Origin of the sequence: Streptomyces sp. NPDC006739 (assembly GCF_042869815.1) — a bacterium.
GTDB lineage: Bacteria > Actinomycetota > Actinomycetes > Streptomycetales > Streptomycetaceae > Streptomyces.
This window is the reverse complement of record NZ_JBIAGM010000005.1, coordinates 91353-109767: the sequence shown is the minus strand read 5'-3', so window position 1 is coordinate 109767 and position 18415 is coordinate 91353. Positions and strand designations below refer to the sequence as shown.

The window sequence follows — 18415 nt, the reverse complement described above, 5'->3', positions numbered from 1 at the left end:
GTCGACCATTGGGCCCATTGGCGGCACTCAGTGCCGCCAACCTGCTCATCCTGCCCCCTCGGCCCCGGCATCTGGAAGTGCTCTGTGACCTTTACGACTCGTTTGATCGATCATTTTTCGTGATGCCTCGCCGACGTCAGCTCCGGTCGAGCCTGAAATCCAGTGCCGTACAGCGCCGTCCCGCCGACACCGTGCGCACCGCCTGGCCGATCGCCTTGCGTGAACCGACGAGGACGACCAGCTGTTTGGCCCGGGTGACCGCCGTGTAGAGCAGGTTCCGCTGGAGCATCATCCAGGCGCCGGTGGTGACCGGGATCACCACGGCCGGATACTCGCTGCCCTGCGAACGGTGGATGGTCACCGCGTACGCGTGCGCCAGCTCGTCCAGTTCGTCGAATTCGTACGGCACCTCCTCGTCCTCGTCCGTCAGCACCGTCAGGCGCTGGTCGACCGGGTCGAGCGAGGTGACCACTCCCACGGTGCCATTGAAGACACCGTTCTGTCCCTTCTCGTAATTGTTGCGGATCTGGGTGACCTTGTCGCCGACCCGGAAGACCCGGCCGCCGAAGCGCTTCTCCGCCAGGTCGGGCCGGCCGGGCGTGATGGCCTGCTGCAGCAGACCGTTGAGGGTGCCGGCGCCGGCCGGGCCGCGGTGCATGGGCGCGAGGACCTGGACGTCCCGGCGCGGGTCGAGCCCGAACTTGGCCGGAATACGGCGGGCGGCGACGTCCACGGTGAGCCGGCCGGCCTCCTCCGTGTCGTCCTCGACGAAGAGGAAGAAGTCCTTCATGCCGTCGGTGAGCGGATGCTGCCCGGAGTTGATCCGGTGCGCGTTGGTGACCACACCGGACTGCTGCGCCTGACGGAACACCTGGGTGAGCCGCACGGCCGGGATCGGGCCGCCGGCGGCGAGCAGGTCCCGCAGCACCTCGCCCGCGCCGACGCTGGGCAGCTGGTCGACGTCCCCCACGAACAGCAGGTGGGCCCCCGGCGGCACCGCCTTGACCAGCTTGTTGGCGAGCAGCAGGTCCAGCATGGAGGCCTCGTCGACCACCACCAGGTCGGCTTCGAGGGGGCGGTCCTTGTCGTAGGCCGCCTCACCGCCGGGCTTCAGCTCCAGCAGGCGGTGCACCGTCGAGGCCTCGGCGCCGGTCAGCTCCGCCAGCCGCTTGGCGGCCCGGCCGGTCGGGGCGGCCAGCATGACCGTGGCGTTCTTCGCCCGGGCCAGCTCCACGATCGAGCGGACCGTGAACGACTTGCCGCAGCCCGGCCCGCCGGTGAGGACGGCGACCTTCTCGGTCAGCGCCAGCTTGACGGCGGCCTCCTGCTCGGGGGCCAGCCGCGCCCCCGTACGCCCCTTGAGCCAGTCCAGCGCCTTCCCCCACTCCACGTCCCGGAAGCCCGGCATCCGGTCCTCCTCGGTCCGCAGCAGCCGCAGCAGCTGCCCGGAGAGGGCGAGTTCGGCCCGGTGGAACGGCACCAGGTACACGGCGGTGACCAGCTCGCCACCGTCCGGTCCCGGCACCTTCTCGCGTACGACCCCGGGCTCCTCGCCGTCCTCGGAGGGCGCCGCGAGTTCGGCGAGGCACTCGATGACCAGGCCCGTGTCGACCTGCAGCAGCTTCACCGCGTCGGCGATCAGCCGCTCCTCGGGCAGGAAGCAGTTGCCCTGGTCGGCGGACTGCGACAGCGCGTACTGCAGGCCGGCCTTCACCCGGTCGGGGCTGTCGTGCGGGATGCCGACGCTCTGGGCGATCTTGTCGGCGGTCAGGAAGCCGATGCCCCACACGTCCGAGGCCAGCCGGTACGGCTGGTTCTTGACGACGCCGATCGACGCGTCGCCGTACTTCTTGTAGATCCGCACCGCGATCGAGGTCGACACCTCGACGGTCTGGAGGAAGAGCATGACCTCTTTGATCGCCTTCTGTTCCTCCCAGGCGTCGGCGATCTTCTTCGTCCGCTTCGGCCCCAGCCCCGGCACCTCGATGAGCCGCTTCGGCTCCTCCTCGATGATCCGGAGCGTGTCCAGCCCGAAGTGCTGGGTGATCCGGTCGGCGAAGACCGGCCCGATCCCCTTGACCAGCCCGGACCCCAGGTACCGGCGGATGCCCTGCACGGTGGCGGGCAGCACGGTCGTGTAGTTCTCCACGGTGAACTGCTTGCCGTACTGGGGATGCGAGCCCCAGCGCCCCTCCAGGCGCAGGGACTCCCCCACCTGGGCCCCGAGCAGCGCCCCCACGACCGTGAGCAGGTCGCCCGCCCCTCTGCCGGTGTCGACCCGGGCGACCGTGTAGCCGTTCTCCTCGTTGGCGTACGTGATGCGTTCGAGCACGCCTTCGAGCGTGGCGAGCTGCCGTTCGCCGTTGGGGTTCCCCGCCTGATTGGACATGATCCGACGGTACCGGCCGGGTGTGACAGAGGGTGGCGGGATCAGCGGCGGGGGGTGTCCTTCAGGGCTTGGATGAAGGTGCTGAAGGTGGCGGTGGGGAAGGTGAGGGTTCCGTGGGCCGGGGCCTTTGTGTCGCGGACGGCGGTGTGGGTCGATGAGTCGGCGATCTCCACGCAGGAGTTGCCGTCCCCGGCGCCGGAGTAGGACGACTTCCGCCAGTTCTCGGGAGCCGTCACTCGGCAGGATCCTTCAGAGCGGCGATGAAGGCGGTGAACGCTTCGGCGGGGAAGGTGAGGGTGGCTTGCGCCGGGGCCTTGGAGTCGCGGACGGCTGTGTGAGTGGCTGAGTGGGCTATCTCCACGCACTCGTTGCCGTCGCCTTCGCCCGAGTAGGACGACTTCCGCCAGTTGTCCATGGGTGCCTCACAGCTCTTTCGTCAGCCGGCGGATGAAGCCACGGGACTCATCCGGTTCCAGTGATACAGCCTCCACCATACGGAAGCGCGTTCGATAAGTATGGAGCTGAGCCTCGGCATCGATAAAAAGTGAGCCATGAGGAGCATCCCGCACCACTGTGTCCAGCTTGGGCAAGGGACCGCCCACGTACGTCATCGCGCTTGAGGCTGTAGCAAAGCCGTCCAGGTCGAAGGGGATGACACGCAAGGTGATGTGATCCGCTTCGGAGAGTTCGAGGAGCCGGGCGAGTTGGGCCTTCAAAGTGGCACGGTCGCCGACCCTGATCCGAAGCGCCGCCTCATGGATCACCGCTTTGTACGGGACAACGATCTGCTGGCGCTCCTTCCGGTGCCGGATACGCAACTCCAACTCCTCACTGGTGAGTTCGGGGATCCTTGACGCGAAGACGGCACGGGCGTAGTCCTCCGTCTGCAGCAGACCCGGCACGTACAGGATGGCCACGTGGTGTTGGAACCGAGCGTGATGTTCCAACTCGGCCAGGTCCAGGAACGACGTGGGCAACAGCCCCCGGTACTCCTCCCACCACCCCCGGGTCCGGTCGGCGGCCATGGCGACCAGGACTTCGACGAACTCCGCGTCCGTACAGGCGTAGTGGGACGCGATGCGACGCACCCGCTCCCCGCTCACGCCCACGAGCCCGGATTCGATCTGGCTCACCTGGACGCGATTCACCCCGAGCAGTGCGGCTGCCTCGATGGCGGTGAGCCCCGCCGCCTGGCGGAGCCTGCGCAGTTCGGTCGCCAGGCGCATCTGACGTGCAGTTGGTTCGCGCCTCTGGGACATCGACAGCTCCTCGTTCGGGGGGAATTACACGATCGACTTGCTTGCCGTTACATGTTACGCCTACCTTCAGTCACGCAACGCACACGCAGCGGAAGCGCACCGCATCGTCCTGCCATGACGCCCGCGGCACTGCCACCGCCCGTGTAATCCCCTCCCCCCGAACGGAGTTGCCGCATGCCCGAATCCGCCGAGAAGGCCGACCCCTGGGAGTACACCCTGTACATCCCCAACGACCTCCGCGCCGTCACCGTGAGCCGCCGCACCCTCCGCCTCATCCTCACGATGCACGGGCTGATCGGGCTCGTCGACACAGCGGAGCTGCTCGCGACGGAGCTGGTCTCCAACGCCGTACGGCACACGAAAGGTCCCGCCGCGCTGCGGGTGCGCTGGTCGGCCGGGGTGCTGTGGGTCGGGGCCTGGGACGCGGACCCGGAACCGCCCGAGCCGCCGGGTTCGTTCGACCAGCTCGGCGAGGTGGAGGACGGGCGCGGCCTGGCGCTGGTGCGGGCCTGCGCCGACCTGTGGGGCTGGCAGCCGTCGGCCAGGTTCGGCAACCGGGGCAAGTACGTGTGGTGCGAACTCGCGGCGGGGTAGCGGTGACTTCGGTGAAGATCCGACTGGACCTCGGTCAGTCAATGCCCTCGACGATGCGGAAGTCGCGCTCGACGCCGTCGGAGAGGGCGGCCAGCGCCTCCTGGTAGGCCGCGCTCTCGTGCGCCGCGACGGCCTGCTCGAAGCTGTCGAACTCGATCAGGACGGTGCGCTCGGCGATTCCGGCGTCATGCGCCACGACCCGACCGCCACGGACGAAGGTCCGACCGCCCCCGGCCTCGACGGCCAGGCGGGCCAGCTTGTTGTAAGCAGCCAGCTTCTCGGGGTCCGAAATGGTGCGGTAGACGCTGACCCAGTAGCCCTTGGGCATGGAACCTCCAGTGGGGGATGAGCGCAGGTGACTTACGGGTTGGTCCCGGACGAGTGTCGGCGGGCGAGAGCGAGGCTTGTCAGCGTCGTGATCGCCATCGCGCCGATGCCGACCACCGCCGCGGTGGTGTAGGCGCTGTCGTCGGGGAAGAGGTGGCCGGGGCCGGTGCCCGCGGCGAGGATCAGGCCGCCGATGGCGCTGCCCAGGGAGTATCCGACGCTGCGGACGACGTAGTTGAAGCTCATGGCGCTCGACGTCTCGCTCTTGGGGGTGACGGCCAGGATGACGCCGGGCATCGCGGCCGAGAAGCCGCCGACGCCGAAGCCGAGCACGCCCATCGCCGCGAACAGTTCGGCCAGGTCCGACCGGGCCGCCGCGAACAGGGCGAACCCGCCGCCGACCACGACGGCGCTGCCGGCCAGGAGCAGGGGGCCGGCGATCCGCGTCCGGACCCGCGGCGTGAGCTTGCCGGCGACGAACCCGAGCACCGAGAACGGGATGAGGACCAGCCCGGCGACGAAGGTCGTCAGCCCGAAGCCGTAGCCGGCGCCGTGCGGCGTCTGCGCGTACCGGGTGATGAGCGTGAGCAGGAGGTACATGCCGATCCCGCCGACGAACATGGCGAGGTTCGCCCCGGCGACCGCCGGGTGCCGCACCGCCCGCACATCGACCAGGGGCGTCGTGCTGCGCAGCTCGACGACGGCCCAGACGCAGAGCAGCACCACCGCGACGACGGCGAGGCCCGCCGCCACGGCGAGGTGCCGGCTCCACAGATTCCGCTCGCCGGCGAGGAACAGCACCAGGAGCAGCCCGGCGGCCAGGACGACCGCGCCTGCCAGGTCCACGTGGGCCACGCGGCCTTCGGGGGCTTCGGGCATGGAGCGCCACGCGGTCAGGAGGGCGGCGACGGTGACGACCAGGCCGAGGCCGTAGGCGGCCCGTACCCCGCCGAGGTCGGCGAGCAGTGCGGCCAGTGGGTAGCCGACGCCGGCCCCGATGATCGAGACCACCGAGATCAGGGCGATCACGGCCGCGCCGCGCTCCTCGGGGAGGTGGTCCCGGGCCACGCCCATCATCAACGCCGTCAGCCCGAGCCCGACGCCCTGGGCCGCCCTGCCGGCCAGCAGCCACGCGAACGGCAGCGGCAGCACGGTGAGCGCGCTGCCGGCGACGACTACCGCCAGCGTGGCGAGGATCGTGGCCCGTCGGTGCGGTCCGGCTCCGAGCCTGCCCAGGACCGGCGTGGCGACGGCGCCGCTGAGCAGCGCGCCGGTCAGCGTCCACTGCGCGCTGCCGAGCGAGACGTGGAACGAGGTCGCCACGCTGGTGATGAGCGGCGTCCCGAGGCTGGCGACCGCCGCCACGACCAGAGCGATGAACATCAGGGCGGGGACCAGCAGCCGCGCCTCGGAACGCGCCACCGGGAACGCCTTCACCGCGCCCCCGCCGACCGGCTGCCCGGTCACTGCTTCGGCCCTTCGCGGTCCTGGTTTTCGAGGTCTGCCAGATGCTTCAGCGCCGGAAGGGCCGCCACCAGTGCCTCGACCTCGTCGCCGGTGAGCTCGCCGATCAACCGCTCGAACGCGTGGACGCCCGCCTGGCGCCGCGTCCGGACGTAGGAGGCGCCGGCCTCGGTCAGGCACACCAGCGTGACCCGCTTGTCGGACGCGTCACCCCGCCGCTCGACCAGGCCGGACTCCTCCATCACCCGGACCAGGGCGGTCATCGCGGGCTGGGTGACGCCCTCGACCGCGGCCAGATCGGTGATGCGCCGCGGGCCGGTCCGGTCCAGGGTGGCCAGGGTGGCGGCGGACGTCAGGCTCATGTCCCGGGGCAGGCGTCTGGCGGCCCTGGTGGCCAGGCCGTAGAGGGCTGCCCCGATGGCGGCGGACGCGCCAGGAGCGGTGTCTTGACGACTCATGGTCGAAGCATAGCATTTTTATATTCATAGCTTATGGAAATGGGTTGCTTCGCGGATGCCCGCCGCGCTCACCTGAGCGCGCTTCATCACGATCCGGTTTCGGCCAGTCGTTGAGGGCTTGCTCAAGTGCCGTGTAATCGATTCCAATCCCTGTGCACACGGTCGTGTAATCGATTCCACGCATGTCGAGGAGGTGGGCCGGCGATGGCGAGCATCAAGGACGTCGCTGCCGAAGCGGGCGTCTCCGTCGCCACGGTGTCCCGGGTACTGAACGAGCACCCCTCGGTCAGCGCCGACGCCCGGGCGCGCGTGCTGGCCGCCGTCGGGACGCTGGGCTACCGCCCGAACGCCGTCGCCCGCTCCCTGCGCACCGACCAGACCCACACCCTCGGCCTGGTCATCAGCGACGTGATGAACCCCTACTTCACCGAGCTGGCGCGCTCCGTGGAGGAGGCGGCCCGCGCGCTCGGCTACAGCGTGATCATCGGCAACGCCGACGAACGGCCGGAGCTGCAGGACCACCACGTGCGGACGCTGCTCGACCGGCGGATCGACGGGCTGCTGGTCTCCCCCACCGACGGCGGCTCCCCCCTGATGCTGGAGGCGGCGCGCGGCGGGACGCCGATGGTGTTCGTCGACCGGTGGATCCCGGGCCTCGACGTGCCGGTGGTGCGGGCCGACGGACGGGCCGCCGTCCGTGACCTCGTGGCGCATCTGCACGGGCTCGGGCACCGGCGGCTCGCCATCATCGCGGGGCCCGCCGCCACCACGACCGGCCGGGAACGGGTCGAGGTCTTCCGGGAGGCGCTCGCCGAGTACGGTCTCGGGCTCCCCGACGCCTACACGGGCCAGGGCGACTTCCAGGCCGAGAGCGGGCGCCGCGTCACCGAGGGCTTCCTCGATCTGCCCGAGCCGCCCGAGGTGGTGTTCGCGGCCGACAACCTGATGGCGCTCGGCGCGCTGGACGCCGTGCGCGCGCGTGGGCTGCGCGTCCCCGAGGACATCGCGCTCGCCGCCTTCGACGACATCCCGTGGTTCGTGCACACCGATCCGCCGGTCACCGCGATCGCCCAGCCGACGGGCGAGCTGGGGCGCGCCGCCGTGCGCGCGCTCGTCGACCGCATCGAGGGGCGGACCCCCGAGTCCGTCACCCTGCCCGCCCGTCTCGTCGTACGCCGCTCGTGCGGCGAGTCCCCCGCAACGAACAGGAGCCAGTCGTGAGCAACGCGGACGAGTTGCTGCGCATCGAGGGCATACGGAAGACCTTCCCCGGCGTGGTCGCGCTCGACGGCGTCGACTTCGATCTGCGCCGGGGCGAGGTGCACGTGCTGCTCGGCGAGAACGGCGCGGGCAAGAGCACGCTCATCAAGATGCTGTCCGGCGCCTACACCCCCGACGCCGGGCGGATCCTGGTCGGCGGCGAGGAGGTGCGCATCCATGGTGCGCAGGACTCGCAGCGCCTCCAGATCGCCACCATCTACCAGGAGTTCAACCTCGTCCCCGATCTCACGGTCGCCGAGAACATCTTCCTGGGGCGGCAGCCGCGCCGGCTGGGGATGATCGACCGCAAGCGGATGGAGGCCGACGCCGAGGTGCTCCTCGCGCGCGTGGGCGTGAACGTGTCGCCCCGCGCGCGGGTGCGTGAACTCGGTATCGCGCGGCTCCAGATGGTCGAGATCGCCAAGGCGCTCAGCCTGGACGCCCGGGTGCTGATCATGGACGAGCCGACCGCCGTGCTCACCTCCGAGGAAGTGGACAAGCTCTTCTCGATCGTGCGCCGGCTGCGCGCGGACGGCGTCGGGATCGTCTTCATCACCCACCACCTGGAGGAGATCGCCGCCCTGGGCGACCGGGTCACGGTCATCCGGGACGGCAGGTCCGTCGGACAGGTCCCCGCCTCCACCCCCGAGGACGAACTCGTCCGGCTCATGGTGGGCCGCTCGATCGAACAGCAGTACCCGCGTGAGCGGCCCGAGAAGGGTGCCGCGCTGCTCAGCGTCGAGGGGCTGACCCGCGACGGCGTCTTCCACGACGTGAGCTTCGAGGTGCACGCCGGTGAGGTCGTCGGCATCGCCGGGCTGGTCGGCGCCGGCCGTACCGAGGTGGTCCGGGCCGTGTTCGGCGCGGACCCCTATGACAGGGGCGCGGTGAAGGTCGCCGGCACCGCGCTGCGCCGCCATGACGTGGGCGCCGCCATGGCCGCCGGGATCGGGCTGGTGCCCGAGGACCGCAAGGGCCAGGGGCTGGTGCTGGACCAGTCGGTCGAGGAGAACCTCGGGCTGGTCACCATGCGGTCCGCGACCCGGGGCGGGCTGGTCGACCTCAGGGCGCAGCACACGGCGGCCGAGCGGATCGCCGGGCAGCTCGGGGTGCGGATGGCGGGCCTCGGCCAGCAGGTGCGCACCCTGTCGGGCGGCAACCAGCAGAAGGTCGTCATCGGCAAGTGGCTGCTGGCCGACACCCGGGTGCTGATCCTGGACGAGCCCACGCGCGGTATCGACGTCGGCGCCAAGGTCGAGATCTACCAGCTCGTCAACGAGCTGACGGCCGCCGGGGCCGCCGTCCTGATGATCTCCAGCGACCTGCCCGAGGTCCTCGGGATGAGCGACCGCGTGCTGGTGATGGCACAGGGCCGGATCGCCGGCGAACTCGCGGCCGGCGAGGCCACCCAGGACGCCGTCATGTCCCTCGCCGTCAGCGACCCCACGAACGAGAAGACCGGAACGGAGGCCAGCCGTGGCCACTGACACGCTCAAGAGCACGACGGGCGCGAGTGACGCCCCGGGCGGTCTGCGCCGCCTCCTGCTCGACAACGGGGCGCTCACCGCGCTCATCGTCCTCGTCGTCGCGCTCTCCGCGCTGTCCGGGGACTTCCTGACCACCGACAACCTGCTCAACATCGGCGTCCAGGCCGCCGTGACCGCCATCCTCGCCTTCGGCGTCACCTTCGTGATCGTCTCGGCGGGCATCGACCTGTCGGTCGGCTCGGTGGCCGCGCTGTCCGCGACCGTGCTCGCGTGGAGCGCCACACAGCACGGCGTGCCGGTGGCGGTGGCCGTGGTCCTGGCCGTCGCCACGGGTGTCGCGGCGGGCCTGGTCAACGGCTTCCTGATCGCTTACGGCAAGCTGCCGCCGTTCATCGCGACGCTCGCCATGCTGTCGGTGGGCCGGGGCCTGGCCCTCGTCATCTCGCAGGGCTCCCCGATCGCCTTCCCCGGCTCGGTCTCCCACCTCGGTGACACGCTGGGCGGCTGGCTGCCGGTGCCCGTGCTGGTCATGGTCGTCATGGGGCTCCTCGCGGCCTTCGTGCTCGGGCGGACGTACATCGGCCGCTCCATGTACGCCATCGGCGGCAACGAGGAGGCCGCACGGCTGTCGGGCCTGCGGGTGAAGCGGCAGAAGCTCGCCATCTACGCGCTGTCCGGTGTGTTCGCGGCCGCCGCGGGCATCGTGCTCGCCTCCCGTCTGTCCTCCGCGCAGCCGCAGGCCGCCGACGGCTACGAGCTGGACGCGATCGCCGCGGTCGTCATCGGCGGTGCCTCGCTCGCCGGCGGCACCGGCAAGGCGTCCGGCACGCTGATCGGCGCGCTGATCCTCGCCGTGCTGCGCAACGGCCTGAACCTGCTGTCCGTCTCCGCGTTCTGGCAGCAGGTCGTGATCGGTGTCGTCATCGCGCTGGCGGTGCTGCTGGACACGCTGCGGCGCAAGGCGGGGGCGACCCCGGTGGCCGCGGGCACCGGCGGCGGCAACCGGGGGAGGCAGGCGGGGACGTACGCCCTCGCGGCGGTGGTCACCGTGGCGGTCGTGGGCGCCACCTCCTTCCTGCACGGCGGCTCGTCGTCCGCCTCCGGGCCCAGGATGGGTCTGTCGCTGTCCACCCTCAACAACCCCTTCTTCGTGCAGATCCGGGCCGGTGCCCAGGCCGAGGCGAAGAGGCTGGGCGTGGACCTGACCGTCACGGACGCCCAGAACGACGCCTCCCAGCAGGCCAACCAGCTGCAGAACTTCACCAGTTCGAACCTCGGCGCGATCATCGTCAACCCGGTGGACTCGGACGCGGCGGGCAACTCGGTCAAGGCGGCCGACAACGCCAAGATCCCCGTCATCGCGGTCGACCGGGGCGTCAACAAGGCCGCGGTGGACGCCCTGGTGGCCTCCGACAACATCGCGGGCGGTGAGCTGGCCGCGCGGACGATCGGCGAGAAGCTGGGCGGGAAGGGGAAGATCGTGATCCTTCAGGGACAGGCGGGCACCTCCGCCGCCCGGGAGCGGGCGGAAGGTTTCGCCAAGGGTCTGAAGGCCTACCCCGGCATCCAGGTGCTGGCCCAGCAGCCCGCCGACTTCGACCGCACCAAGGGCCTCGACGTGATGTCGAACCTGCTCCAGGCGCACCCCGACGTCCAGGGGGTCATCGCCGCCAACGACGAGATGGCCCTCGGCGCGATCAAGGCGCTGGGCGCCAAGGCCGGCCGGTCGGTCCAGGTCGTCGGCTTCGACGGCACCCCGGACGGTCTGACGGCGGTGAAGAACGGCACGCTGTACGCGTCCGTGGCGCAGCAGCCCTCGCAGCTGGGCCGGATCGCGGTGGACAACGCGCTGCGGGCCGTCCAGGGCAAGAAGATCGCGGCGACGCTGAAGGTGCCGGTGAAGGTCGTCACCCAGCGGAACGTCAACGGTTTCAGCGGCTGACGGGAGTCGGATTCATGTACGGCTACGACCTCCTGGTCGTGGGGTCGGCCAACGCCGACCTGGTGATCGACGTCGAGCGCCGCCCCGGCGCCGGCGAGACGGTGCTCGGCGGCGACCTGGCCGTCCACCCGGGCGGCAAGGGCGCCAACCAGGCGGTCGCCGCCGCCCGGCTCGGGGCGGGTACGGCGCTGCTGGCCCGGGTCGGCGACGACGGCCACGGCCGCCTGCTGCTGGACTCGCTGCGGGCCTCCGGGGTGGACACCGTGGGTGTGCTGGTGGGCGGGGCGCCGACGGGCGTCGCGCTCATCACCGTCGACCCCTCCGGGGACAACAGCATCGTGGTGTCCCCGGGCGCGAACGGCCGTCTCACCCCGGCCGACATCCGTGCGGCGAGCTGCCTCTTCCACGCCTCCCGGGTGGTGTCGGCCCAGCTGGAGATCCCGCTGGAGACGGTGGTGGAGGTGGTACGGAACCTGGCGGAGGGCAGCCGGTTCGTGCTGAACCCGTCACCGCCACGGCCCCTGCCCTCGGAGGTGCTGGCGGCCTGCGACCCGCTGATCGTCAACGAGCACGAGGCGAGGGTGCTCCTCGGCGAGGCGTGCGTCAGCGAGGAACCGGCCGACTGGGCACGGCTGCTGCTGGCCAAGGGCCCGCGCTCGGTGGTGGTGACGCTGGGCGCCCAGGGAGCGCTGGTCTGCGACGACTCGGGGGTGACCCGGATCCCCTCCGTGCGGGTGGACGCGGTGGACACCACCGGCGCCGGTGACGCGTTCACCGCGGCGCTGGCCCGGCAGCTGGGCGCGGGTTCCCCGTTGCCGCGGGCCGCCGCGTACGCGGCCCGGGTCGGGGCGGCGGCGGTGACCCGGCGGGGCGCGCAGGAGTCGTACCCGACGCAGGCGGAGGTCGAGGCCCTGAACGGTGCCGACCCGGCTCCGGAAGGCGGGCCGGCGTGAAGAAGGCGGGCATCCTCAACCGTCATCTGTCCGGAGCGCTCGCCGAGCTGGGGCACGGGGACGGGGTGCTGGTGTGCGACGCCGGCATGCCCATCCCGGCCGGGCCGAGAGTCGTCGACCTCGCCTTCCGCGCCGGTGTGCCCTCGTTCGCGGAGGTGCTGGACGGGCTGCTGGCCGAACTGGTGGTGGAGGGGGCGACGGCGGCCACGGAGGTACGCGAGGCCAATCCGGCGGCCGCCGCGCTGCTGGCCGGCCGCTTCCCCGGGTGGGAACTGGTGTCGCACGACCGCCTCAAGGAGCTGTCGGCGGCCGCGCGACTGGTCGTACGAACGGGAGAGGCGCGGCCGTACGCGAACGTCCTGCTGCGCTGCGGGGTGTTCTTCTAGAGAACGTGTTCCGCGAAGCGCGCCGCCGTCTCCGCCAGCACCTCCCGGCCGTCCCGGGCCCACAGCCCGTCGTTGAACAGTTCGACCTCGATGGGGCCGGTGTAGCCGGCGGCCTCCACGTACCCCTTCCACTCCCGCATGTCGATCGCGCCGTCGCCGATCTGGCCGCGGCCGTTGAGGACGCCCTCGGGCAACGGGGTGGTCCAGTCGGCGAGCTGGAAGGTGTGGATACGGCCGCCGGCGCCCGCCCGGGCGATCTGCCGGGGCGCGGTGTCGTCCCACCAGATGTGGTACGTGTCCACGGTCACCCCGACCTGGTGGGCCGGGAAGCGTTCGGCGAGGTCCAGGGCCTGGGCCAGGGTGGAGACCACACAGCGGTCGGCGGCGTACATGGGGTGGAGGGGCTCGATGGCTAGGCGGACGCCGTGCGCCTCGGCGTACGGGCCGAGTTCCGCCAGCGCGTCCGCGATGCGCTCGCGGGCGCCGCGCAGGTCCCGGGAACCGGCCGGCAGACCGCCGGAGACCAGTACGAGGGTGTCCGTGCCGAGGGTGGCCGCCTCGTCCACCGCCCGCCGGTTGTCGTCCAGGGCGCGGGCGCGCTCCTGTGGGTCGATCGCCGTGAGGAAGCCGCCCCGGCACAGCGTCGTCACCGTCAGGCCCGCGTCCCGCACCAGCTTGGCGGTCGCCTCCAGCCCGTGGAGCCGGACCGGCTCGCGCCACAGGCCGACGTTCGTGACGCCCGACTCCGCGCAGGCGTCGGCCAGTTCCGGCAACGACAGCTGCTTGACCGTCATCTGGTTGATGGAGAAACGCTCGGCGGACGTCACTGGTTCACCCCGTACAGGGACAGCAGGGTCTTCATCCGCTCCTCGGCCAGCTTCGGGTCCGGGAACAGACCCAGTCCGTCGGCGAGTTCGTAGGCGCGGGCGAAGTGCGGGAGGGAGCGGGCCGACTGCAGCCCGCCGACCATGGTGAAGTGGGACTGGTGGCCGGCCAGCCAGGCCAGGAAGACCACGCCCGTCTTGTAGAAGCGGGTGGGGGCCTGGAAGAGGTGGCGGGACAGTTCGACGGTGGGGTCGAGCAGGCCGCGGAAGCCGGTCACGTCGCCCGTGTCGAGGAGGCGTACCGCCTGCGCCGCCAGCGGGCCCAGCGGGTCGAAGATGCCCAGCAGGGCGTGGCTGAAGCCCTGGTCGTCGCCCGCGATCAGCTCGGGGTAGTTGAAGTCGTCGCCGGTGTAGCAGCGGACCCCGTCGGGCAGGCGGCGGCGCAGGTCGATCTCGCGCTGGGCGTCGAGCAGGGACACCTTGATGCCGTCGACCTTGTCGGGGTGGGCGGCGATGACCTCCAGGAAGGTGTCGGTGGCCGCGTCGAGGTCCGCCGACCCCCAGTAGCCCTCCAGCGCCGGGTCGAACATCGGGCCGAGCCAGTGCAGGACGACCGGCTCGGCGGCCTGGCGCAGCAGATGGCCGTACACGTCGAGGTAGTCGTCCGGTCCGGCGGCGGTCGCGGCGAGGGCGCGGGACGCCATCAGGATGGCCTGGGCGCCGGACTCCTCGACGACGGCGAGCTGTTCCTCGTAGGCGGCGCGGATGTCGGCGAGCGTGCCGCCGGTGATCTGGTCGGTGCCGACCCCGCAGGCGATACGGCCGCCGACGGCCTTCGCCTCGGCCGCGCTGCGCCGGATCAGTTCGGCCGCGCCGGCCCAGTCGAGGCCCATCCCGCGCTGCGCGGTGTCCATCGCCTCGGCGACCCCCAGTCCGTGCGACCACAGATGGCGGCGGAAGGCGAGGGTGGCGTCCCAGTCGACGGCGGCGGGCGCGTCGGGCGACACGTCGGCGTACGGGTCGGCGACGACGTGCGCCGCCGAGAAGACCGTACGGGAGGTGAAGGGCGTACCGGGGGCCGGCGCGAGCGGTTCGGTGCGCGGCTCGTAGAGGCGCGAGCCGCCCTGGGGGTCCGGGAGTCGGATGGTCACAGCGAGATCTCCGGCACCTCGATACGGCGGCCCTCGGCCGAGGACCTCAGGCCCAGCTCGGCGAGCTGGACGCCTCGGGCGCCGGCCAGCAGGTCCCAGTGGTAGGGGGCGTCCGCGTAGACGTGCCGGAGGAACAGCTCCCACTGGGCCTTGAAACCGTTGTCGAAGTCCCCGTTGTCGGGAACCTCCTGCCACTGGTCGCGGAAGTCCTCGGTGGCGGGGATGTCCGGGTTCCAGACCGGCTTGGGGGTGGCCGAGCGGTGCTGGACGCGGCACTTGCGCAGGCCCGCGACCGCCGAGCCCTCGGTGCCGTCCACCTGGAACTCCACCAGCTCGTCGCGGTTGACGCGGACCGCCCAGGAGGAGTTGATCTGGGCGATGGCGCCGCCGTCGAGTTCGAAGACGCCGTACGCGGCGTCGTCGGCGGTCGCGTCGTAGGGCTTGCCGTTCTCGTCCCAGCGCTGCGGGACGTGGGTGGTGGCGAGGGCCTGGACGGAGCGCACCCGGCCGAACAGCTCGTGCAGGACGTACTCCCAGTGCGGGAACATGTCGACGACGATGCCGCCGCCGTCCTCGGCGCGGTAGTTCCAGGAGGGGCGCTGGGCGGCCTGCCAGTCGCCCTCGAAGACCCAGTAGCCGAACTCGCCCCGGATGGACAGGATGCGGCCGAAGAAGCCGCCGTCGATGAGGCGCTTCAGCTTGAGCAGGCCCGGCAGGAAGATCTTGTCCTGTACGACGCCGTGCTTGACGCCCTTGGCGTGGGCGAGGCGGGCCAGCTCCAGGGCGCCGTCGAGGCCGGTGGCGGTGGGCTTCTCGGTGTAGACGTGCTTGCCGGCGGCGATCGCCTGCTTGATGGCCTCCTCGCGGGCCGAGGTGACCTGCGCGTCGAAGTAGATGTCGACGCTCGGGTCGGCGAGGACGGCGTCCACGTCGGTCGAGAAGTGCTCCAGTCCGTGCCGCTCGGCGATCTCCCGCAGCGCGTGCTCACGGCGGCCGAGAAGGATCGGCTCCGGCCACAGCACGGTGCCGTCGCCGAGGTCCAGGCCACCCTGTTCGCGCAGGGCGAGGAGCGAGCGGACGAGGTGTTGGCGGTACCCCATGCGCCCGGTCACACCGTTCATGGCGATCCGCACCGTCTTGCGTGTCACGGCTTCCCCTCACCTTTAACAAGCGACCTGTTGGCAGGCATCTCTTAGCAAGCGCTTTCTATACAGACAAAAGCTAACCTCTCCCCAGTGGTCTGTACAAGACCGTGATGGGGTTGAGTTGTTCGAGGGGGCGAACAACTCGGGGGATTGGGCTTATGGTCTGCAAGGACGTGCCGCCGGGGGTGCCGTTGGGGGTGCCGCCGGGGACCGGCCGGGAACCGGACTGTCCCGGCAGCGGTCTGGTACGACGGCGTACTACTGCGTACGACACGATGCGCGACCGGAGGACGACGAGATGACGGTGACCCTGGCGGACGTGGCGGCCCGCGCCCAGGTCTCCCCCGCGACGGTGTCGCGCGTGCTGAACGGCAACTACCCGGTGGCCGCGTCCACCCGGGAGCGGGTGCTCCGGGCGGTGGACGAGCTGGACTACGTCCTCAACGGCCCCGCGAGCGCGCTGGCCGCGGCCACCTCCGACCTGGTGGGCATCCTCGTCAACGACATCGCGGACCCCTTCTTCGGCATCATGGCGAGCGCGATCCAGGGCGAGATCGGGGGGCCGGGCGGCCGGGCGGGCGGCGAACGGCTGGCCGTCGTCTGCAACACCGGGGGCTCACCGGAGCGCGAACTGACGTACCTGACACTGCTGCAACGGCAGCGGGCGGCGGCGGTGGTGCTGACCGGCGGGGCGGTGGAGGACGCGCCGCACGCGGCGGCGGTCGCGTCGAAGCTGCGCAAGCTCGGGGAGGCGGGGACCCGGGTGGTGCTGTGCGGACGCCCGCCGGCGCCGGACACCGAGGCGATCGCGCTGAACTTCGACAACCGGGGCGGCGGGCGCGAACTGACGGAGCACCTGATCGGGCTGGGCCACCGGAGGCTCGGCTACATCGCCGGCCCGGAGGAGCGCACGACGACCCGGCACCGGCTGGAGGGACACCGGGCGGCGCTGGCCGCGGCGGGCATCGAGGAGGACCCGCGCTGGACGGTGCACGGCCGCTACGACCGCCGGTCGGGGTACGAGGCCACGCTGGAGCTGCTGCGCCGTGACCCCTCGCTGACGGCGGTGGTGGCCGCCAACGACTCCGTCGCGCTGGGGGCGTGCGCCGCGCTGCGGGAGTCCGGCCTGCGCATCCCCGACGACGTCTCGGTGGCCGGTTTCGACGACCTGCCGTTCAGCATCGACGCGGTGCCCTCCCTCACGACGGTACGACTGCCCCTGGCGGAGGCGGGCGCCCGCGCGGGCCGCATCGCCATGGGCCGCGAGGAACCCCCGCCCGGCGGAATCGCGACGGTACGGGGCGAACTGATGGTCCGCGGCTCGTCCGGAACCCCCCGGGGCTGAGCCCCGGGCCCCCCGGCTGCACGGGATGCTCTCGGCAGACGGCGGGGGCCCCTCCGAAGTGCGGCCGGGCACCGTCGCCGCAGGCGAAGAGCCTCGCCGACCACGCGAGGTGCCCTCCGAGGCGCGGGCGGGCACCGTCGCCGCAGGCGAAGAGCCTCGCCGACCACGCGAGGTGCCCTCCGAAGTGCGGCCGGGCACCGTCGCCGCAGGCGAAGAGCCTCGCCAGCCACGCGAGGTGCCCTCCGAAGTGCGGCCGGGCACCGTCGCCGCAGGCGAAGAGCCTCGCCAGCCACGCGAGGTGCCCTCCGAGGCGCGGGCGGGCACCGTCGCCGCAGCCGAAGAGCCTCGCCGACCACGCGAGGTGCCCTCCGAGGCGCGGGCGGGCACCGTCGCCGCAGCCGAAGAGCCTCGCCGACCACGCGAGGTGCCCTCGGGAAAGGGCCGGGGCGCCCTCACCAGGGGCGATGAGCTTCGCGGGCCGCACGGGATGCCCCCGGGGCAGGGACGAGTGCCCTACTCGTACGAACGACGCTCGCGGGCCGCGTGGGAACCGGGGTAGGGGCGGTGCGGTTCGCGGCTGCGGGGCGAGGGCCTCGGGCCACGGAAGTGGAGGGCTCCGCTCGGCTCGCGACGGGTGCTCCTGGGCAAGCGGAAAAAAAATTTCCTGGGCCGGGGCGATTAGTTTTGGGGAGCGGGGCCGTCTTCCTCTTTGTAAGCGACCCGGCAGAGACCGCCGTAGGCAACCGGCCCGACCAGCAGGAGCACCCCATGCGTCTCATCGTCACCGAATTCATCAGCCTCGACGGCGTCGTCCAGGCGCCCGGCGGGCCCGAGGAGGACACCGACGGAGGGTTCGCGCACGGCGGCTGGTCGCACCCGTTCTTCGACCCGGAGCTGCTCGGCGGGACCTTCGCCGCCGGGCTGGAGAAGGCCGAGGCGCTGCTCTACGGGCGCCGCACCTGGCAGAGCATGGCCGCAGCCTGGCCCGACCAGGCCGGGGACCCCTTCGCCGACCGGATGAACTCCCTGCGCAAGTACGTCGTCTCCGACACCCTCTCCGACTCCGACCTGACCTGGGAGAACACCGTCCGCATCCCCGGCGCCGAGGCCCTCGGCCGGATTCGTGAGATGCGCGCCGCCGACGGTGGCGACCTCGCCATGATGGGGAGCCCCACCCTGGTACGCACCCTGCTGCGCGAGGGCCTGGTCGACGAACTGCAGCTGGTCGTCATGCCACTGATCCTCGGCGGCGGCAAGTCGATCTTCCCGGACGACGGCGTCAAGCGGACGTTCGAGCTGGTCTCCTCCGCCACCGGCAAGACCGGCGTACAGGTGAACACCTTCCGCCCGGTCGCCGACTGACCGACGCCAGGAGCGGGTGTGGCGTGTGATGCCAGGTGAGCCGGGCGTGATGCCGGGTAGTGTCCCGGC

General features: G+C 71.6%; 18 protein-coding genes. 8 read left to right on the top strand and 10 right to left on the bottom strand.

Going from position 1 to position 18415, the window contains the following annotated elements:
* Positions 1–136: 136 nt before the first annotated feature.
* The 4 genes from ACFYMM_RS12905 to ACFYMM_RS12890 are packed head-to-tail and all read right to left on the bottom strand — an operon-like array spanning position 137 to position 3648.
* Positions 137–2389 (bottom strand): ATP-dependent RecD-like DNA helicase, encoded by a 2253-nt coding sequence (locus tag ACFYMM_RS12905; protein WP_388385901.1) that lies wholly within the window; start codon positions 2387–2389, stop codon positions 137–139.
* A 41-nt stretch (positions 2390–2430) separates the two neighbouring features.
* Entirely contained in the window at positions 2431–2625 is a 195-nt protein-coding gene (locus ACFYMM_RS12900) for a DUF397 domain-containing protein (protein ID WP_388385900.1), read from the bottom strand.
* On the bottom strand, positions 2622–2804 hold the full coding sequence (locus ACFYMM_RS12895) for a DUF397 domain-containing protein (protein WP_388385899.1): 183 nt from the start codon (positions 2802–2804) through the stop codon (positions 2622–2624). Before ACFYMM_RS12895 ends, ACFYMM_RS12900 begins: the two co-directional genes overlap by 4 nt.
* A 7-nt stretch (positions 2805–2811) precedes the next feature.
* Positions 2812–3648 carry a helix-turn-helix domain-containing protein gene (locus tag ACFYMM_RS12890; RefSeq protein ID WP_388385898.1) on the bottom strand — a complete coding sequence of 279 codons (837 nt, stop codon included), beginning with the start codon at positions 3646–3648 and terminating at the stop codon, positions 2812–2814.
* 174 nt (positions 3649–3822) lie between these two features.
* On the opposite strand from ACFYMM_RS12890, the gene ACFYMM_RS12885 reads away from it, so the two are divergent.
* On the top strand, positions 3823–4242 hold the full coding sequence (locus ACFYMM_RS12885) for an ATP-binding protein (protein WP_388385897.1): 420 nt from the start codon (positions 3823–3825) through the stop codon (positions 4240–4242).
* Between the two features lie 34 nt (positions 4243–4276).
* On the opposite strand, the gene ACFYMM_RS12880 is transcribed toward ACFYMM_RS12885, so the two are convergent.
* Genes ACFYMM_RS12880 through ACFYMM_RS12870 form a run of 3 tightly spaced genes read right to left on the bottom strand, consistent with a single transcriptional unit; the run spans position 4277 to position 6395 of the window.
* Positions 4277–4570, bottom strand: a complete 294-nt coding sequence (locus tag ACFYMM_RS12880; protein ID WP_388385895.1) for a DUF1330 domain-containing protein — start codon at positions 4568–4570, stop codon at positions 4277–4279.
* Positions 4571–4602: 32 nt separating this feature from the next.
* Positions 4603–6036, bottom strand: coding sequence for an MFS transporter (locus tag ACFYMM_RS12875; RefSeq protein WP_388385894.1), 1434 nt, complete (start codon positions 6034–6036; stop codon positions 4603–4605).
* The gene (locus tag ACFYMM_RS12870; protein WP_388386222.1) at positions 6033–6395 is read right to left on the bottom strand and encodes a MarR family winged helix-turn-helix transcriptional regulator; all 363 of its coding nucleotides are present in this window, start codon (positions 6393–6395) and stop codon (positions 6033–6035) included. Before ACFYMM_RS12870 ends, ACFYMM_RS12875 begins: the two co-directional genes overlap by 4 nt.
* Positions 6396–6695: 300 nt before the next feature.
* Here ACFYMM_RS12870 and ACFYMM_RS12865 point away from each other — a divergent pair, with 300 nt between their 5' ends.
* From ACFYMM_RS12865 to rbsD, 5 genes are read left to right on the top strand one after another with little or no spacing between them, the layout of a single operon-like run.
* Positions 6696–7712, top strand: a complete 1017-nt coding sequence (locus tag ACFYMM_RS12865; protein WP_388385893.1) for a LacI family DNA-binding transcriptional regulator — start codon at positions 6696–6698, stop codon at positions 7710–7712.
* Complete coding sequence (locus ACFYMM_RS12860) at positions 7709–9238, top strand: sugar ABC transporter ATP-binding protein (protein WP_388385892.1); 1530 nt, start codon at positions 7709–7711, stop codon at positions 9236–9238. Before ACFYMM_RS12865 ends, ACFYMM_RS12860 begins: the two co-directional genes overlap by 4 nt.
* On the top strand, positions 9228–11180 hold the full coding sequence (locus tag ACFYMM_RS12855) for a substrate-binding domain-containing protein (RefSeq protein ID WP_388385891.1): 1953 nt from the start codon (positions 9228–9230) through the stop codon (positions 11178–11180). The genes ACFYMM_RS12860 and ACFYMM_RS12855 overlap by 11 nt, the downstream gene beginning before the upstream one ends.
* Positions 11181–11194: 14 nt before the next feature.
* A complete protein-coding gene (locus ACFYMM_RS12850; RefSeq protein ID WP_388385890.1) occupies positions 11195–12133 on the top strand; it encodes a ribokinase in 939 nt (312 codons plus the stop codon).
* Positions 12130–12519, top strand: a complete 390-nt coding sequence (gene rbsD, locus ACFYMM_RS12845; RefSeq protein WP_388385889.1) for a D-ribose pyranase — start codon at positions 12130–12132, stop codon at positions 12517–12519. The genes ACFYMM_RS12850 and rbsD overlap by 4 nt, the downstream gene beginning before the upstream one ends.
* On the opposite strand, the gene ACFYMM_RS12840 is transcribed toward rbsD, so the two are convergent.
* The 3 genes from ACFYMM_RS12840 to ACFYMM_RS12830 are packed head-to-tail and all read right to left on the bottom strand — an operon-like array spanning position 12516 to position 15642.
* Positions 12516–13313, bottom strand: coding sequence for a sugar phosphate isomerase/epimerase family protein (locus tag ACFYMM_RS12840; protein WP_388386221.1), 798 nt, complete (start codon positions 13311–13313; stop codon positions 12516–12518). The two genes, rbsD and ACFYMM_RS12840, sit on opposite strands and share 4 nt — an antisense overlap.
* Positions 13314–13342: 29 nt before the next feature.
* On the bottom strand, positions 13343–14494 hold the full coding sequence (locus ACFYMM_RS12835) for a dihydrodipicolinate synthase family protein (protein WP_388385887.1): 1152 nt from the start codon (positions 14492–14494) through the stop codon (positions 13343–13345).
* Positions 14491–15642, bottom strand: a complete 1152-nt coding sequence (locus ACFYMM_RS12830; protein WP_388385886.1) for a Gfo/Idh/MocA family protein — start codon at positions 15640–15642, stop codon at positions 14491–14493. The genes ACFYMM_RS12835 and ACFYMM_RS12830 overlap by 4 nt, the downstream gene beginning before the upstream one ends.
* A gap of 295 nt (positions 15643–15937) precedes the next feature.
* On the opposite strand from ACFYMM_RS12830, the gene ACFYMM_RS12825 reads away from it, so the two are divergent.
* Together ACFYMM_RS12825 and ACFYMM_RS12820 are read left to right on the top strand one after the other, a co-directional pair.
* The gene (locus tag ACFYMM_RS12825; protein ID WP_388385885.1) at positions 15938–16984 is read left to right on the top strand and encodes a LacI family DNA-binding transcriptional regulator; all 1047 of its coding nucleotides are present in this window, start codon (positions 15938–15940) and stop codon (positions 16982–16984) included.
* Positions 16985–17752: 768 nt separating this feature from the next.
* Entirely contained in the window at positions 17753–18346 is a 594-nt protein-coding gene (locus ACFYMM_RS12820; RefSeq protein WP_388385884.1) for a dihydrofolate reductase family protein, read from the top strand.
* Positions 18347–18415 lie beyond the last annotated feature (69 nt).